The organism is Candidatus Methylomirabilota bacterium, assembly GCA_036005065.1.
In the GTDB taxonomy this organism is placed as follows: Bacteria; Methylomirabilota; Methylomirabilia; order Rokubacteriales; family DASRDR01; genus DASYQW01.
Genome location: DASYQW010000026.1, coordinates 1 through 15,881 on the forward strand (window position 1 = coordinate 1; position 15,881 = coordinate 15,881).

Consider the following 15,881-nt stretch of genomic DNA (forward strand, 5'->3'; position numbering starts at 1 on the left):
GCGCCGGCGTCCTCGGCGATCTTGGCCTGCTCGGCGGTCGTCACGTCCATGATGACGCCGCCCTTCAGCATCTCCGCGAACCCGACCTTGAGCCGCAGCGTCCCGAGCTCCATCGCGAACCTCCTCCGGGCGTTCTCTCGATTGGCTCAATTGGATCATCATATATGAAGGATGTAAAGATCCAATTGGCACGCCCCGGTGCAGGCCAATCCACCCACCGGGGTGAGCGTGCGGCTCAGAGCGCGTGAGAAAGAGCGCGGGGTGTGGCCCTTGCGCTGAGACTTGACCGCCCCCCGACCGGATGGTCCGCTTCGAGCGGCGGCTTTGCCGCCGCAACGATCCGGGGGAGTGCCCTCAGGCGGACTCGTCCTCGGGCACGTCCTGGTGCGCCTGGCAGGCGAGGCAGACCCACCGCCGCCACACCCGGCGCTCGCGGTCCCGCCGGAGGTACCACCGGGTCAGCGTCTGGCGGCCACAGACCGGGCACTGCCGCGCCTCGGCAGGGTCGGGCGAGGGGGGCGGATAGTAGGTGCGACGCTCGGTCGGGACGTCGGGTGTCGCGGGCATCGCGCCTATGATTGCCCCGGCCCGCCCGCCAGTCAAGGGCGGGCGGCGTGGGGTAGTGTCCTAATTTCACTCCGGGGTGGTCGGGTAGGTCCCGGACGCCTTCTTGGGCTGCTTCGGCAGGGCCGGGCCGGGGCCATCGTGTTCGATTCCGATCAGGATGATGGGCAAATCCTCTACCCGGGCCTCCCGGATCATTCGCCGTGCGTCGGCGAGCCTCGGCCCACGGTCGGTCAGGAATGGCCCGAGCTTATCGCTCGGCACTACCAGGATGCCGACGTCGATGCCGCCGCTCGTCAGAGCCAGCCTCAAGTGGATCAGATCAATGATGATGAGATCGCTACGGGCAGACATTTGGACTTCTACGCCAAGACATACCTCCGTCCCGTTGACAACGCGACACTTCGTCCAGTCCACGGCCCCAGTCTGGCGTTTCTTCCAACCCGTCTTCCGACGCGCCTCAAATCGGGCGTCGAGCAGCACGCGGACTGCCTTCCCACCGTTCGCGTTCTTCCTTTCCTTGACGAGCAGGGCGAACCCCTTGAGAATCTCTTGGACTTCGCGATAGACCGGCGCCAGGCCAAGCCGGGCGATCTTCTCGACGGCCCCGCCAAATGGAACCTCGTCGGTGATCTTCGGCACGGACCCTAGCGGAAGATGGCCGACAGCCTCTTGGCTGGAGTCGATACTACCGAGCCGAAACGCTCCGTAAGTCGCTGAGCGACTGGCGCGCAGTCCGTGATCTCCGAGCCGATCCAGTAGCGCTTGAGCGCCTCGGCCGCTTCATAGCTTGACCCGCCGCCCCCGAATGGGTCTAGGATGATTTCCCGCGGATTGGTGGCGATCTGGAAGCACCGGCTGGCGATCATCGGCTTTAGCTCGTTGACGTGCCATCGGGTCTTGAATTTCCGGTGACGTGCCGGCGCGGTGTCGTCCCAGAAATCCGTGAGGTTGAGCCCAAGCGGGTTCAGATACTTCCGGTGGCCACCGTAGTCCTTGATGTCCTTGCCGCAGTGGCGACACGTCGGGATCGGAAGACGGACGCGGTTGAACGTCGCCGGCTGCCCCTTGGTGAAGTAGAGCAGCGCATAGTGAGCGGGATAGAGCTTCCGCCCACGGGGGAACGTCCCCTTCATCGACAACGCGATCCAGTGCCGGAAGAGCATTCCCCGCTCTTCGAGATGCGAGGCCAAATGGTAGCCCCACTGCGGCAGGATGTAGATGAATACCGCGCCGCCCGGCTTGACGACGCGCACACTCTCATCGACCCAGGCAAACGACCACTTGAGGTAGTCCGTTTGCGCGAGGTCATCCTTGCCGGTGCCGTTCCCATAGTCTTTGCCGAGATTGAACGGCGGATCGGCAAAGACGCACTGCACGGACTCATCCTTGAGCGCCGCGAAGAGGTCCATACAGTCGGCCTGATAAAGCAGGCCGTACCGCGTCGTGAGGGCCGGCGCGCCGATCATGCGACCAGCTCCGCCAGCTCCCACACGCGATCCGAGGCTCCGGCCGCCATCGCCGGCGTGATTCGCAGGCTCCGGTGAATCCGGACCAGGTTGTACCACGCGAAGTGAACCGCCAACGCGGCCTTCAGGTTCTCTAGCTTCTTGCTGAAGCCATTGGTCAGCCGCGTGAAGCGTCGGCAGGCCATTCGGACCGTGAGATTCTGTCGCTCGATGAAGCTGGTAGAGATCAGGGCCGGGTCGGGCGTCCCGTGGATCACGGTTGGGACCGCCTCCAGAATCTTGGGCGGCGAGTACCGGGCGGGACCAGGGAGAGAGGCGCCGTAGAGCTTCACAAGCTGGCCGAAGTCCGGCGCGTCGGCCCCCCAAGCATGTTCAACAGCTCCGATATAGGGCACGAAGCCATCGGTCGTCAACTGAAAACGAAAGGACTCCGCCAGCCGGGCCTTGAGCGCGTCCATGAAGCGATAGGCCGTGACCATGTTCCGCTTGCCGACGTCGAAGTGCGGGATCAGCTTAGTCTCAGCGTCGATGGCGACGAAGGCGTATTGATCCCCCACGTCGAGCCGGAGCCGATCCTCGAACGAGAGCCGCGCCTGCTTCTTCTGGACGAAGGTCCACAGCTCGTCGACTTGCAGGCTCCGGCACCGAAGATCACGCATCGTCTCGGCCAGGATTGCCTGGCACCGCTCGCCGGTCCGAACGAGCAACCGCATGATGGTGTCGCGATGGACGCCGGTCAAGCGCTCCGTGCTCCGGATGCTGTTCCCTTCAACAAGGGTGGCGATGACGGCAAGCTTCTTTTCGGGCGCAAGCACATACACGGTGGGCCTTCCGTTTCTGCCCGGAAGGTCGTAGACTAGGCGTGGCGACCAACCGCACCTAGCGGCCTTCGGGCTGTTGGGGTGGGACGCCAGCCCCCGGGTCGTTCTAGCGGCTCGGGGGTTTTGCTTGCCCATGCCCCTATCCTATGCTTGCCCGAGTAGGAAGTCAAGCGCTATTTCTTGTGTGCCCGAGCAGGCATTGACATTCCGTGCAAGAGCAAGTATGATGGGCGGTAGGAGGTGGCTCATGGAGCAGATGAATAAGCACGCCCAGGCACTCTCGGCCCTCGGCGCCGCGAAAGGAGGGAAGGCTAGGGCCGCCGCCCTCACTGCTGAGGAACGATCGGATATCGCCAGGATGGCTGCGGAAAAGAGATGGTCAGGGGAACGCGATCAGTCCGTGGCACTCGCTATGCCCCGCGAGACCCATCCCGGCATCCTCCGCATTGGAGATCGCCAAATCCCCTGCTCCGTGCTGGACAATGGCCTCCGGGTACTCTCGGCCGGCGGAGTATCGCGTGCCCTAGGTAGCCGAAAGGTCGGGCGGAATCAACCGCCCGGAGAGCAAACCGAGGTCCTTCCTCAACTGCCACCTTTTTTGGCCGCAAAGAACCTCCAGCCCTTTATTCCCGGCGACTTACTCGCCCTCCTCATCTCTCCGGTTCGGTACAAGCCTTGGCGGGGGGGCCGAGTGGGCTATGGCTATGAAGCAACCCTCCTGCCCCGAATCTGCGGTGTCATCTTGGACGCCCATAAGGCCGGTGCCCTGCGCTCCAATCAACTCCGGCTCGTGGAGATTGCGGAGTTGCTGCTTCGTGGCTTTGCGCACGTCGGGATCATTGCTCTCGTAGACGAAGCCACGGGTTATCAAGCGGAACGGGCCAAGGACGAGCTAATGCGCATCTTGGAGGCGTACATCTCCAAGGCGCTTCTGCCGTGGACTCAGCGATTTCCAGATGACTTTTTCAAGGAGATTTACCGGCTACACGGCTGGCAGTTTCGAGAGGGGCATACTCGCGGTCCGAGAATTGTAGGGAAGCTGATCCGACAGCTCGTCTACGATCAGCTCCCGCGCGGCGTCATTCAGGAGCTAGAGGTTCGGAACCCGCAATTGCCGAGCGGATGGCGCCGCCACAAGCATCACCAATTCTTGACCGAGGATATTGGGCATCCGCACCTTAACAATCAGGTGGCTTCCGTCATGACCCTTATGCGAGCCTCCACAAGCAAGCACGAATTCATGAAGCTGTTTGCCCGAGCGTTTCCGAAACCCGGGCAGGGGGAGCAACTGGAGTTGCCGGAATCTGAGGAGGAGGTCAGCTAGGCCCATGTCGGGGTGGCGGCCCGACCGTGCCAGGCCGCCGCCAAGGAGCCAGCCAAATTAGGACACTACCCGGCGTGGCCTGGCCGGTGGGTGGGTCCGCCGGTCCCCGGGTGTATACTGCCGGCGGAGGATACGGCGTGCGGCGGCTCCGGATCGCTCTCGGCCAGATCAACGCGACGGTCGGCGACCTCGAGGGCAATACCCGTCGTGTCCTGGACGGGATCGACCGGGCGCGGGCGATCGGGGCCGACCTGGTCGCGTTTCCCGAGCTGGCGCTCACCGGCTACCCGCCCGAGGACCTCCTCTTCAAGCCGGCCTTCATCGAGGCGAACCTCCGGGCGCTGGACGACGTCGTGCGCGCCAGCGACGGGCTCACCGTGGTGGTCGGATTCGTGGACCGACGCGACGACATCATGAACTCGGCGGCCGTCATCCACGATGGGGTCCTGGCCGGGGTCTATCACAAGCAGTACCTCCCGAACTACGGCGTCTTCGACGAGAACCGGTACTTCCAGGCCGGGACCGAGACCCCGGTCTTCGAGCGGGATGGGCCCGCCGGGAGCACCGTCGTCGCGGTCAACATCTGCGAGGACATCTGGTATCCCACCGGGCCGGCCACCGCCCAGACGCTTGCCGGCGCCGAGCTGATCGTGACCATCACCTCGTCGCCGTACCACGCGGGCAAGGTGCACGCCCGCGAAAAGATGCTGGCCACGCGCGCCGCCGACCACGTCGCCTGTCTGGCCTACGCCAACCTCGTCGGGGGCCAGGACGAGCTGGTGTTCGACGGCCAGTCGATGATCTTCAACGAGCTGGGGGAACGGCTGGCGCTCGGGCGCCCTTTCGAGGAAGACCTGATCGTGGCCGACCTCGACCTGGAGGCGGTGTTCCGGGCCCGCCTGCACGACTCGCGGCGACGGAAGGAGAAGCTCGGCGCGACCGCGCCCGTCCGGCGGATCGTCTTGCCGGCTCTGCCGGCGCGGCCGTGGCCCGCGCTCCCGCCGCGGGCGGACGCCTTTCTCGGTCCGGTGGCCGAGATCTATGCGGCGCTCGTCCTCGGCACCCGGGACTACGTCCGGAAGAATGGCTTCCGGCGCGTGGTGATCGGGCTGTCGGGCGGCATCGACTCGGCGCTGACGGCCGCCATCGCGGTCGACGCGCTGGGGTGCGACAGCGTGGTCGGCGCGTCCATGCCCTCGCCGTTCTCCTCGGCCGGCACCCGGGCGGACGCCCGGCGGGTGGCGCGGAACCTCGGCATCGAGTTCCTGACGCTCCCCATCACGCCGGCCTTCCGCGCGTTCCGGCGGGTCCTGGCGCCCCCGTTCAAGGGCCTGAAGGAGGACGTGGCCGAGGAAAACATCCAGGCGCGCGTTCGGGGCACGCTCCTCATGGCGCTGTCCAACAAGTTCGGCTGGCTCGTCCTCACTACCGGGAACAAGAGCGAGATGGGCGTCGGGTACTGCACGACCTACGGTGACATGGCCGGGGGCTTCGCCGTCATCAAGGACGTGCCGAAGACGACGGTCTACGCGCTGGCCCGGTACCGCAACGGGCGCGACGGGCAGCCCGTGATCCCGGAGAGCGTGCTCACGCGGGCCCCGTCGGCCGAGCTGCGCCCGAACCAGACCGATCAGGACACCTTGCCGCCTTACGAGGTCCTGGACCGCATCCTCGAGGCCTACGTCGAGGAGGACCGCTCGCTCGCCGAGATCGTCGCGCTCGGCTTGGACGAGGCCACGGTGCGCAAGGTCGTCACGATGGTGGACCGAAACGAGTACAAGCGGCGGCAGGCCCCACCCGGAATCAAGATCACCCCGCGGGCCTTCGGCCGCGACTGGCGCCTGCCCATCGTGAACCGCTTCCGGCATCCCTGACCGCGCGCGCCGCCGGGAAGCCACGTGCCCGGCCGGGTGCCCTCCCCGGCGAAGACAACCCGTCCGAATCCGGCCGGCATCCTCCCGCGTCCCCGCCTGTTCCGGCTGCTCGATCGCGCCCGTCGGCGGCCGGTCGTCTGGGTGACCGGTCCCCCGGGTGCGGGCAAGACCAGCCTGGTCACGGGCTATCTCGCGGCCCGCCGCCTCCGGAGCCTGTGGTACCAGCTCGACGAGGGTGACGGCGACGTCGCGACCTTCTACCATTACCTGGGGCTGGCGGCCGGCCGACAATCCTCGCGGCGCCTCCGGCTCCCGCCGCTGACGCCCGAGCGCTGGCTCCGGCTCTCCCTGTTCGCGCGCGAGTACTTCCGGGCGCTCTACGCGGGCCTCCGGAGCCCCTTCGTCCTCGTGCTCGACAACTATCACGAGGTCCCGGCCGACGCGCTGTTCCACGACATCGTCCACGACGGGCTCGGCGAGCTCCCGCCGGGCGGGCGTGTCCTGGTGCTGAGCCGCAGCGAGCCCCCGCCGGCCCTCGCTCGGCTGCGCGCGAGCGACGCCCTCGAAGTCGTGGGGTGGGGCGCCCTCCGCCTGACTCTGGAAGAAGCCCGAGGCATTGCGCGCCAGCGCGAGGAGGGCCACCTGCCGGACGCCACCGTCCGGGCGTTGCATGCCACGACCGAGGGCTGGGCGGCCGGCCTGGTTCTCATGCTGGCGGGACGCGAGGCCGGGTCCGCGGCGCCACGCGCACCGGGCAGCCACGGGCCGGAGGCGGTCTTCGACTACTTCGCGGGCCAAGTCTTTCGGAAGGCGGATCCGGAGACGCAGCGCTTCCTGCTGGAGACCGCGTTCTTGCCGAGCATGACAGGGCGCATGGCGGCCGAGCTGACGGGCCTGGACCGGGCCGAGCGCATCCTCGCCGATCTCTGCCGGCGGAGCTACTTCACCGAGCGCCGGGCTCAGCCCGAGCCGGTCTTTCAGTACCACGCGCTGTTCCGGCTCTTCCTTCGGAGCCGCGCCATCCAGACCCTCTCGGCCGACGAGCTGGCCGGCGTGCAGCGCCGGGCGGCCACCCTGTCGGCGCGGGCCGGACAGGTGGAGCACGCCGTGGGACTCTTGCGCGAGGCGGGTGACTGGGAAGGCCTGGCCCGGGTGATCACCCGAGAGGCGCCCGCCCTCCTGGCCCAGGGGCGCAGCGTGACGCTCGAGGAGTGGATCGCCGGCTTGCCGCCGGACCTGGCGGGGGCGGACGCCTGGGTGCAGTACTGGCTGGGCACCTGCCGCATGCCATTCGACCCCGCGCGAGGCCGTTCGCCTCTGGAGCGCGCGTTCCAGCTCTTCCGCCGTGACGGGAACGCCGACGGCGCCTTCTCGGCCTGGTGCGGAGCGGTGGGGACCATCCTCTACGAGTGGGGCGACTTCACGCGCCTCGACACCTGGATCCGCCTGCTCGACGAGCTGTGCCGCGAGTACCCGTCCTTCCCGTCCCCGGCGCTCGAGACGCGCGTGGCCTCGACGATGTTCGGCGCGCTGGCGTTTCGTCAGCCGGACCACCCCGAGATCGCGCGCTGGGCCGACCGCGCGTTCGCCCTCTCGCGGGCCAGCCCCGACGTCAACCGCCGGATGCTGACCGGGTTCATGCTGGCGACCTATCACCTGTGGATCGGCAACCTCGCCAGGGCGGCTCTCGTCATCGAGTCGCTCCGGCCGCTGGCCCGCTCGCGCGACGCCACCCCCCTGGTCCGCCTGACGTGGGCTCTGGTGGAGGCCTATCACGGGTGGCAGGCCGGATTCCCCGAGGAGTCGCTGCGGGCGGCCGCGGCCGGTCTGGAGACCGCCGAGGTCACCGGGGGGTCCATCTCTGGGACTCCGAGCTCCTCGCCCAGGGAGCCTACGCGGCCCTGACGGCGGGCGACGTCCCGGCGGCGCAGGCCTTCCTCCAGCGGAAGGCGGCGGTGATGGACGGCGGGCGCGCCCTCGACGTCTCCCACTACCACTATCTCTCCGGGTGGGTCGCCGTTCTGCAAGGGGATCTCCTCCGCGCCCGGGAGTGCGTGGAGGCTGCGTTCCCGATCCAATCGGGGGTGCCGTTTCCCCTGGCGCTGAACCATCTGGCCCTGGCTCAGGTCCTCCACGAGTCGGGGGAAGACGCCGCGGCCGCCGAGCACCTCGAAGGCGCTCGACGCATCGGCCGCGCGATGGGAAGCCGCCTGCTCGAGTACATGTGCGCTCTGGTCGAAGCGCGCGGGGCCGAGACGACGAAGGACTCGCGGCGCTGGCCCGGGCGATGGCGCTGGGTCGCGACGGGGGCTACGTGACCACCGCCTGGTGGCGCCCGGGGATGATGGCCGAGCTGTGCGCGCGTGCTCTGGCGGCCGGAATCGAGCCGGAGTACGTCCGGGAGCTCGTGCGTCGGCGCCGGCTCGTCCCCGACCAGCCGCCCCTCGACGTTCCGGAGTGGCCGTGGCCGCTTCGCGTCCACACGCTGGGCGGATTCCGTCTCGAGAAGGATGGCCGTCCGGTCGAGTTCACCGGCAAGGCTCAGCGCAAGCCCATGGCGATGCTCGAGGCGATCGTGGCCTTCGGAGGTCGGGGGGTCCACGAGCCGCAACTCGCCGAGGCCCTGTGGCCCGATGCCGAGGGGGACGCCGCCCACCAGGCGTTCGCGACGACTCTGCACCGCCTCCGGCGCCTGGTCGGGCAGGACGACACCGTCGCCCTGCGCGAAGGACGCGTGAGCCTCGACTCCCGCCGCTGCTGGGTCGACGTCTGGGCGTTCGAGGCCCTGCTGGACCAGGCGGACGCCGAGAAGGCGGGCAACGCCGCGCGCGCCCGGACCCTCGGCGAGCGCGCCCTCGCGCTCTATCGGGGCCCCTTCCTCGGGCCCGACAGTCCCGCGTGGGCCGTCGCGGCCCGCGAGCGCCTGCGGCGGAGGTTCCTCCGGGGCGTCGGGCGACTCGGCCGCCACTCGGAGGATGCCGGGGAGTGGCGTCCGGCGATCGAGTGGTACGAGAAGGGCCTCGAGGTGGACGAGCTGGCCGAGGAGTTCTATCAGCCTGACCTTGTACTACGGGAGCTCGATCGCGGCAGTTCGGGGCTATCCCGTCCGGGGCTCCGGCTACAGCGCCACGGACCGGGCGATCTACAGCCTGAGCGCGTATAACCGGCTCTGCATCTGGAACCGGGTGACCCGGGTCTGGAGCTGCAACCTCAGCTACTGGCGCACTGTCTACTACAAGACTTTCGTCTCCGCGACCAGTGAATGGCGGATCTACGCGCCTCTCGGGACGTACTGGGGGTCCCAGACGTTCCACCTCTTCCGGACGGGCAGCGGCGGCTACAATCGGACCAGCTTCAAGCAGATCCTCTACTAGTGCGAGCACGGACCGCGATCGCGGTCTCGGCGCTCGCGCTGGCGGCCTGCGGCCCACCGGGTCTGGCGGTTCCGTCGAGGGCCGGAGTCGTGCCGGCGCCGCCGGCGGCGACCGCGCCTTCCGGCGAGACCCCGCCGACCGCGTGGGAAACCCCCGAGTCGCTACGTCGCGAGCTGGCCTACCTCCGGCAGATGGCGCGCGAGCATGGCGACGGCTTCATCTTCTGGCTCGACTCGCCGCACCGCACCGACACGCCCCAGGTCTTCCGCACCACGGCCGGCCGGCCCTTCCGGGCTCGCGCCATCGTCGGGAACTACGAGCCCGCGCCGATGCGCGCAGCCAGCCTCTGCCTCGTGGACTACGCGCAGCGTCCCTGGCTGGCCGGCAGTCCGGCGACGGTGCATCGCGCCGTGCTGCCGGCCAGGACCGAGGCGAGTCTCGACGTCGCCATCGCCGAGCTGCCGCCGGGCGTCCACGACGTCGTCTTCCTCACGTTCTTCGAGCCCGATGGTCCGGCGGCCGCGCCCGGCTTCTCTTCGGGTACCCGCCCGCCGCTGAGCTTCCACCGGATCACCGTGGTGGTGGGGGAAGCGAGCGCGCCGCGGCCGGCCGTGACGCTCGCGCGCTTCGGGGCGCCCGATCGCTGGGCCAGGGAAGGGCTCTGGATCTACGGCCTGACCCGCGGCGAGGCCGATGACGTCCTCGACGCGCCCTGGCGTGAGGAGGCGGCCGCACCCGGCGCCGCGGTCTCGTACCGTGTCACGCTCAACAACCCTTCGGCGACGGCGACCACCTTCGCCTTGGTGGCCCTGCTCGATTACGAGCAGGTGCCTCTGGCGACCGAGCATCGGGTCTTCTACGGCGAGCTGGCGCCGTGGTCGAGGGCCACGGTGGCGGGTGCCCTGACCGCCCCGGCCGCGCGCGGCCTCCACGAGCTGCTCGTTCTTCGAGTCGACAATCCCTTCATGGATCTGTCGGCCCCGGCGAGTGCCGCGGCGCCCCTCTCTTCCATCCTTCACGGCTCGGAGCGCGTCCGCCTGACCGTGCGCTGAGGACCCTCGCTCGAGGGCCTCGGCTGCCAGGCCGATCGGCTCGACGCGTCCTCGGGACCTGCCGTTTCTGCATCGGCGCCTCTTTTGCACCGTGGAGTCCCGGAGACTTGGAGTGCGACACCTGGCATTCATCGCTCGACTCGGTCTGTCCCGCGCGCCGCGCGTCGGGGCGGCCGGGTGCCCATCCCGTGCCGGTTCGGCACGAATTCCCCTGGCACCGGCAACTTTGGCATTGTCCAGCCCGGAGCATCCCCTGGTCGGAAGGCGGGACCATCGCGGGTGGGCGATCGGCCGGGCCCTCCGGCGAGTGGGCGCCTGGACGGTCGCCTGGACGCTCTTCCAGTGGTGGGCCGTGATCGGCTGGCCGGAGGGCCTGGGCGCGGAAGGGGTCACGGTCCTCTTCGCCGGAGCCACGGGGGTCGTCGGGATCGCCGTGTGGCGCGACCTTCGCATTCGGGAGGTCGGGTCCGAGGGATCCCACGCGGGCGCTCGCGTCGCGCCGCTTCCGGTGGCCGCTCCGGCGACGGTCACGGCTCGACCGAGCCGGACGGCACCGCCCCGCGATCTCGCGGCCTAGCATCAAGCGCGCTCGCGCGATGTGATTGGAGGGAGCATGGCGCAGTTGCGGATCCGTCTGAGAAGCGTCGCGGCACTCGTCCTCGGCCTGCTCGGCCTGGCGGCGCTCGCGACGCTGGTCGTGGCGCAGGGGCCGGCCGAGGCGCCGGCGGTCATCGTGCCGAGCCGGGGCGCCGCCGCGCTGGGTCGCCTCGGACCCATCGGCGGTCTCGGCTACCGGGCCGTCAAGGCTCGGGCCGTGGCCCTCGACGTCGCCTCGCAGGAGGTGACGGTCCTGCCATGGTCCGGTCACAGCAGGCCCCGGGCTCGCCTGGCTCGCCTCTTCCCCGGTCTGGATCAGCCTCAGTCCGGCAACTACATGCCACCCGACACCACGGTCGCCAAGAGTCCGAACCGGGTCCTGGAAGCGACCCACCGGGCGATCCGTCTCTTCGATCCCACCGGTCAGGTGATCCACACGAGGAGCCTCAACGGCTTCTTCGGCGCGTCCCCCACCGAGGGACTCCTCTTCAACCCGAGGCTCTACTTCGACCGAAACGCGGCGAACCGGCGGGTCTACGCGGTCACCGTCCAGCTCGACGAGGGCGCGGAAATCTCTCGGATCTGGCTGGCCGTCTCCAAGAGCCCCGATCCGGTGAACCTGACCGACGGTTGGTGCCGCTACGGGATCCCCGGGACGCTGCACCCCGGGTCCCCGCTGTCGAGCTGGGCGGATTTCCCGAACATGGGCATGGGGGTGGACAAGCTGGTGATCACGACCAACCAGTTCACGTTCCACGACGACCACTTCACCTTCGCCACGGTGCGGGTCCTCAACAAGCTGGCCCTCTCCAACAACGCCACCCGTTGCCCGCCGCTGCCGACGCCGGTGACGTTCCTTCCCGCCCGGTCGCCCGGTGACGGCTCGTTCTACACCCTGCAGCCGGTGCAGCACTATACCGGCCCGTCCTCCGGTCCCGGCGCCGCGAACCCCGTCTACCTGCTCGGCTCACAGTTCGGCGCCTCCAGGCGGTACCTGGTGTGGCGGGTGCGGAACCTCGCCCCGCCCGCTCTCGACGGCCCCCTCGTCCTGGAGGGCGCCTACGCGTACGACGCGCCGCCCGAGGCCCGCCAGCCCGCCAGTTCCCTGCGGCTCGACACCGGCGATGCCCACCTCCTCCAGGCGGCCGGCGTCGGCGACCTGATCGCGGGCGTGCACGCGACCGCGTGCGGCACGGCCGAGTCTTGCGTCCGCTACGTCGGGTTCCGCGTGAGTGCCGCCACCGGAAGACTCACCGCGGCCATCAGGGAGCAGGAGACCCTCGGCGGGGGCGCGGGGACGTACTACTTCAATCCCGGCCTCGCCATGAACGCGCTCGGTGCTACGGCGGTGGTCTTCAACGCCAGCGGCGAGAGCATGTTCCTGAGCACCGGGGCCAGCGTGAAGACCGAGGGGGGATTCGGGCCTGTGGTCTGGCTGAACCCCGGAAGCTGTGCCTATCAAGCGGTCGACAATCCGGCCGGCCGGACGGGAGATTACGTGGGCGCGCAGACCGACCCGTCCGACATGACGAGCTTCTGGCTCGCCGGCGAGCGCGCCACCGCCATCGGCGGCCACTGCCGCTGGCAGACCCGCGTCCTCCAGGTCGCTCCCTAGGTCATTTTCGGGGGGGTCTCGGAAGACCCCCCCGAGGCCCCCCCTCGGTTGCGGCGGCACAGCCGCCGCTCGGAGTGCTGCCCGACACGGCCCGTGCTCGGGGCGAGCTGTCGGGTTACTCCGACAGGCTAGGCCGGATGATTCGACGACGACGGGAGGCCCTTTTCGACGATGAACGGGAGGGCCATCAGGGCGTAGACGAGCATCACGACCTCGGAGTCCCCGAAGTTGTGCTCGAAGAGCCCGGCCACCAGGAAGCCGCTCACGCCGCCGAGGCTCGCGCAGACGAGGGCCCGATCACGCGGCCGGTCGGGCCCGACCCGGGCGAGGATCCGGACGCCCTCCCGGAAGAAGACCATCCAGAGCCAGATCCACACGGCCAGGGCCGGGAGTCCCCGCTCGGCCGCGATCTGGACCGGCGAGTTGTGCAGGTGGCCGGTGGAAGGGCGGACCGCTTCCGGCCGCCGGTAGTGTGGATACCAGGCCCGGACCTGCCCCGGGCCGACGCCCAGGAACGGGTGATCGGCGATCATGCCGAGGCCGGCCCGCCACATGGCCACCCGGTCCCGGATCGTCGCGTCCTGCGGATTGGCGATCGAGCGGATGCGGTCCATGACGGCGCCGGGCGTGATGGCGGCGACCAGGAGACCGAGGAGGACGAGAACCAGGACGATGCGCGCGGTGCGGCGCGTCGTGGCCACCAGGCCGAGCGTTCCCGCCGCCAGCCCGAGCCAGGCGTTCCGCGAATAGGTGAAGGCGAGCGCGGTGACGGTGATGGCGCCGGCTGGCACCATCCACCACACCCGGCGCCACGACACGTTGGCCAGGTACGCCACGAAGAAGAGGGCGCCCAGCAGCAGGACGCCACCGAAGGTCATGTAGATGCTGAAGGGGCCGCGCACCCGCGAGGGATGGGGGCAGATCGCCGTGACCCACTCCGGCGGCAAGAGTCCCGTCGGCGTCCCGCACAGATAGGCCTGGGCGAGGCCATAGCAGGCCATCACCGTCAGCGCGACGAGGAAGCCCTGCCAGAGTCGGAGCGCGTGAGCGGAGTCGCGCGTGTACCAGAGGACCAGGTAGAAGGTCGCGATCCGAAGGGTATCGCGTGCCATCCAGAAGCTCCAGCCGGGGTTGCCCGAGAAGGCCGCCGAAAGGAGCGTGAGCGCGACCAGGAGGAGGAACGGGGGCGTCAGCGGATGACGGCGAAGGGTCGCGGTGTCACTCCAGAGCTGGCTCCCCAGGTGGCGAAACCCGGACGTCCTGACGTGGCCGCCGACCCCATCCGTCCACGGCACGACGAGCACGACGAGGAGGGTCAGCAGGAGCTGGGAGAGGCTGATGGAGAAGGACATCGCGATGAAGAACGCGGTGAGGGCTCCCTCTCGGATCGGGGGCAGGAGGTCACGGGGCCGCGACAGCGCGAGGGGCGGAGCGACGCTACTCACGGGAGCGCAAACTGAAGCGCGTGGAGGCGCTTGTAGAGGCCGTCCCGCGCGAGCAGCTCGTCGTGGCGACCCTCCTCGACGATCCGGCCCTCGTGGAAGACGACGATGCGGTGCGCCAGGCGGACGGTGGAGAGCCGGTGCGCGATGAGGAAGACGGTGCGGTCCTTGGTGAGATCGGCCAGGGCCTGCTGGACCATGAACTCGGACTCGGCGTCGAGGTCGGACGTCGCCTCGTCCAGGATCAGGATGGCCGGATCCTTCAGGAAGGCCCGGGCCAGGGCGATCCGCTGCCGCTGGCCCCCCGAGACCTTCACGCCGCGCTCGCCGACCACGGTCCGGTAGCCCTCCGGGAGCCCCCCGATGAAGTCGTGGGCGTACGCCGCCCGGGCGGCCCGTTCGATCTCCTCCCGCGTCGCCTCGGGCTTCCCGTAGGCGATGTTGGCCTCGATCGTATCGTTGAAGAGGAACGTCTCCTGGGTGACGATGGCGATCTGGCCGCGCAGCGAAGCCTGGGTGTACGCGCGCACGTCCACCCCGTCCACCAGGATGCGCCCCCGCGTCACGTCGTGGAAGCGCGGCACCAGGTCGGTGAGCGTCGACTTGCCCGCCCCGCTCATTCCCACGAAGGCCACCACCTCGCCGCGGGGCACGATGAGGCAGATGTCCTTGAGGACCATCTCTCCGTCCTCGTACTGGAACCAGACGTGGTCGAACTCGATTCGGTCCCGGAACGCCGCCAGGGCGCGGGCGGCCGGCGCGTCGGCCACGGCGGGCTGGAGCGCCAGGACCTCGAAGATGCGCTCGACCGACGGCGTCGTCTGCTGGTAGAGGTTCGCGGTGCGGGAGAGCTTCCGCACGGGGCCATAGAGCATGAGGGTGGCGGTGACGAAGGAGAAGAGCGCGCCCGGCGTCATGTCGCCCTGGATCACGCGGTAGCCGCCGTACCAGAGGATCGCCATGACGCCCAGGGCGGCCAGCACTTCCATCAGCGGCTCGGACAGCTCGTCGACGCGGTGGTCCTTCAGCGACAGCTCCAGCAGACGCCGGTTGATCTGGTCGAAGCGCCCGCGCTCGTGCGCCTCCCGGCCGAAGGCCTTGACGATCTTGGTGCCGGTCAGGGCCTCCTGCAGGAGGGTGGTGAGCGCCGAGATCTCCTCCTGGGTGCGACGGTTGATGCGATAGAGCCGCCGGCCCATCTCGCGCACGGTCAGGCCCACCAGCGGGAAGGCGATGAGCGCCAGGACGGTCAGGCGCGCCTCCTGCGTGAACATGACCGCCACCAGGGCGACCACGGTGGCGACTTGCCGAATGACCATGACGAGCACCTCGGACGACAATCGCGCCAGGCGGCCGGCATCCACCACGATCCGCGACATGAGATCCGCCGAGTGGCGCCCGTGGAAGAACGCCAGCGGCATGCCCTGGATGTGCACGTACAGGTCGCGCCGGACGGCGGCGATGATCCGCTCGCCCACCGACGCCATCAGGTACGACTGGCCGTAGCGAGCCGCCGCCTTGGTGAGGTAGACGGCCAGGATGAGGACCGGCAAAAGCTTCAGCATCGTGAGGTCGCGGCGGATGAAGATGCCATCCATGGTCGGCTTGACCAGCCAGGCGATGAGCCCATCCATGGCCGACACCACGAGGGCCAGGGCGGCGCCGGCGGCGAGCCACCACGCGTACGGCCGGACATAGGGCAGGAGCCGGCGAATGCTCACGGGGCCATCCGAGTGGCCGTATTGTAGC

General features: G+C 69.1%; 16 protein-coding genes. 9 read left to right on the forward strand and 7 right to left on the reverse strand.

Annotated features, from left to right (window positions below):
- From VGW35_01220 to VGW35_01240, 5 genes are all read right to left on the reverse strand, one after another.
- The coding region (locus tag VGW35_01220) for a pyridoxal 5'-phosphate synthase lyase subunit PdxS (GenBank protein HEV8306259.1) at positions 1-113 on the reverse strand (113 nt) is incomplete at its 3' end.
- Positions 114-354: 241 nt separating this feature from the next.
- On the reverse strand, positions 355-567 hold the full coding sequence (locus tag VGW35_01225; protein ID HEV8306260.1) for a hypothetical protein: 213 nt from the start codon (positions 565-567) through the stop codon (positions 355-357).
- 66 nt (positions 568-633) lie between these two features.
- Positions 634-1,206: a hypothetical protein gene (locus VGW35_01230; protein ID HEV8306261.1), complete on the reverse strand. Its 573-nt coding sequence runs from the start codon at positions 1,204-1,206 to the stop codon at positions 634-636.
- 5 nt (positions 1,207-1,211) lie between these two features.
- Positions 1,212-2,033 carry a site-specific DNA-methyltransferase gene (locus VGW35_01235; GenBank protein ID HEV8306262.1) on the reverse strand — a complete coding sequence of 274 codons (822 nt, stop codon included), beginning with the start codon at positions 2,031-2,033 and terminating at the stop codon, positions 1,212-1,214.
- Complete coding sequence (locus VGW35_01240; GenBank protein ID HEV8306263.1) at positions 2,030-2,989, reverse strand: IS1 family transposase; 960 nt, start codon at positions 2,987-2,989, stop codon at positions 2,030-2,032. The genes VGW35_01235 and VGW35_01240 overlap by 4 nt, the downstream gene beginning before the upstream one ends.
- A 112-nt stretch (positions 2,990-3,101) precedes the next feature.
- Here VGW35_01240 and VGW35_01245 point away from each other — a divergent pair, with 112 nt between their 5' ends.
- The 9 genes from VGW35_01245 to VGW35_01285 all read left to right on the forward strand — a co-directional run bounded on the left by VGW35_01245 (position 3,102) and on the right by VGW35_01285 (position 12,690).
- Positions 3,102-4,178 (forward strand): P63C domain-containing protein, encoded by a 1,077-nt coding sequence (locus tag VGW35_01245; GenBank protein ID HEV8306264.1) that lies wholly within the window; start codon positions 3,102-3,104, stop codon positions 4,176-4,178.
- 137 nt (positions 4,179-4,315) lie between these two features.
- Positions 4,316-6,052, forward strand: coding sequence for an NAD+ synthase (locus tag VGW35_01250; protein HEV8306265.1), 1,737 nt, complete (start codon positions 4,316-4,318; stop codon positions 6,050-6,052).
- A 24-nt stretch (positions 6,053-6,076) separates the two neighbouring features.
- Positions 6,077-7,957: a hypothetical protein gene (locus VGW35_01255; protein HEV8306266.1), complete on the forward strand. Its 1,881-nt coding sequence runs from the start codon at positions 6,077-6,079 to the stop codon at positions 7,955-7,957.
- Between the two features lie 53 nt (positions 7,958-8,010).
- Positions 8,011-8,370 carry a hypothetical protein gene (locus VGW35_01260; GenBank protein ID HEV8306267.1) on the forward strand — a complete coding sequence of 120 codons (360 nt, stop codon included), beginning with the start codon at positions 8,011-8,013 and terminating at the stop codon, positions 8,368-8,370.
- Positions 8,340-9,215: a BTAD domain-containing putative transcriptional regulator gene (locus tag VGW35_01265; protein HEV8306268.1), complete on the forward strand. Its 876-nt coding sequence runs from the start codon at positions 8,340-8,342 to the stop codon at positions 9,213-9,215. The genes VGW35_01260 and VGW35_01265 overlap by 31 nt, the downstream gene beginning before the upstream one ends.
- Positions 9,216-9,237: 22 nt before the next feature.
- Complete coding sequence (locus VGW35_01270) at positions 9,238-9,426, forward strand: hypothetical protein (protein ID HEV8306269.1); 189 nt, start codon at positions 9,238-9,240, stop codon at positions 9,424-9,426.
- Complete coding sequence (locus tag VGW35_01275) at positions 9,426-10,478, forward strand: hypothetical protein (GenBank protein HEV8306270.1); 1,053 nt, start codon at positions 9,426-9,428, stop codon at positions 10,476-10,478. Before VGW35_01270 ends, VGW35_01275 begins: the two co-directional genes overlap by 1 nt.
- A 307-nt stretch (positions 10,479-10,785) precedes the next feature.
- Entirely contained in the window at positions 10,786-11,055 is a 270-nt protein-coding gene (locus VGW35_01280) for a hypothetical protein (protein ID HEV8306271.1), read from the forward strand.
- A 36-nt stretch (positions 11,056-11,091) separates the two neighbouring features.
- The gene (locus VGW35_01285) at positions 11,092-12,690 is read left to right on the forward strand and encodes a hypothetical protein (GenBank protein HEV8306272.1); all 1,599 of its coding nucleotides are present in this window, start codon (positions 11,092-11,094) and stop codon (positions 12,688-12,690) included.
- A gap of 128 nt (positions 12,691-12,818) precedes the next feature.
- Here the strand turns inward: VGW35_01285 and VGW35_01290 are convergent, their stop codons facing one another.
- Entirely contained in the window at positions 12,819-14,135 is a 1,317-nt protein-coding gene (locus VGW35_01290) for an O-antigen ligase family protein (protein ID HEV8306273.1), read from the reverse strand.
- Complete coding sequence (locus tag VGW35_01295; protein HEV8306274.1) at positions 14,132-15,853, reverse strand: ABC transporter ATP-binding protein; 1,722 nt, start codon at positions 15,851-15,853, stop codon at positions 14,132-14,134. Before VGW35_01295 ends, VGW35_01290 begins: the two co-directional genes overlap by 4 nt.
- Positions 15,854-15,881: the final 28 nt, after the last annotated feature.

Bases quoted from the DNA above. Each gene is read 5' to 3' on its own strand.
- VGW35_01225 (HEV8306260.1), bottom strand. From the start codon at position 567: ATGCCCGCGACACCCGACGTCCCGACCGAGCGTCGCACCTACTATCCG.
- VGW35_01235 (HEV8306262.1), bottom strand. From the start codon at position 2,033: ATGATCGGCGCGCCGGCCCTCACGACGCGGTACGGCCTGCTTTATCAG.
- VGW35_01240 (HEV8306263.1), bottom strand. From the start codon at position 2,989: ATGGGCAAGCAAAACCCCCGAGCCGCTAGAACGACCCGGGGGCTGGCG.
- VGW35_01245 (HEV8306264.1), top strand. From the start codon at position 3,102: ATGGAGCAGATGAATAAGCACGCCCAGGCACTCTCGGCCCTCGGCGCC.
- VGW35_01260 (HEV8306267.1), top strand. From the start codon at position 8,011: ATGGACGGCGGGCGCGCCCTCGACGTCTCCCACTACCACTATCTCTCC.
- VGW35_01265 (HEV8306268.1), top strand. From the start codon at position 8,340: ATGGCGCTGGGTCGCGACGGGGGCTACGTGACCACCGCCTGGTGGCGC.
- VGW35_01285 (HEV8306272.1), top strand. From the start codon at position 11,092: ATGGCGCAGTTGCGGATCCGTCTGAGAAGCGTCGCGGCACTCGTCCTC.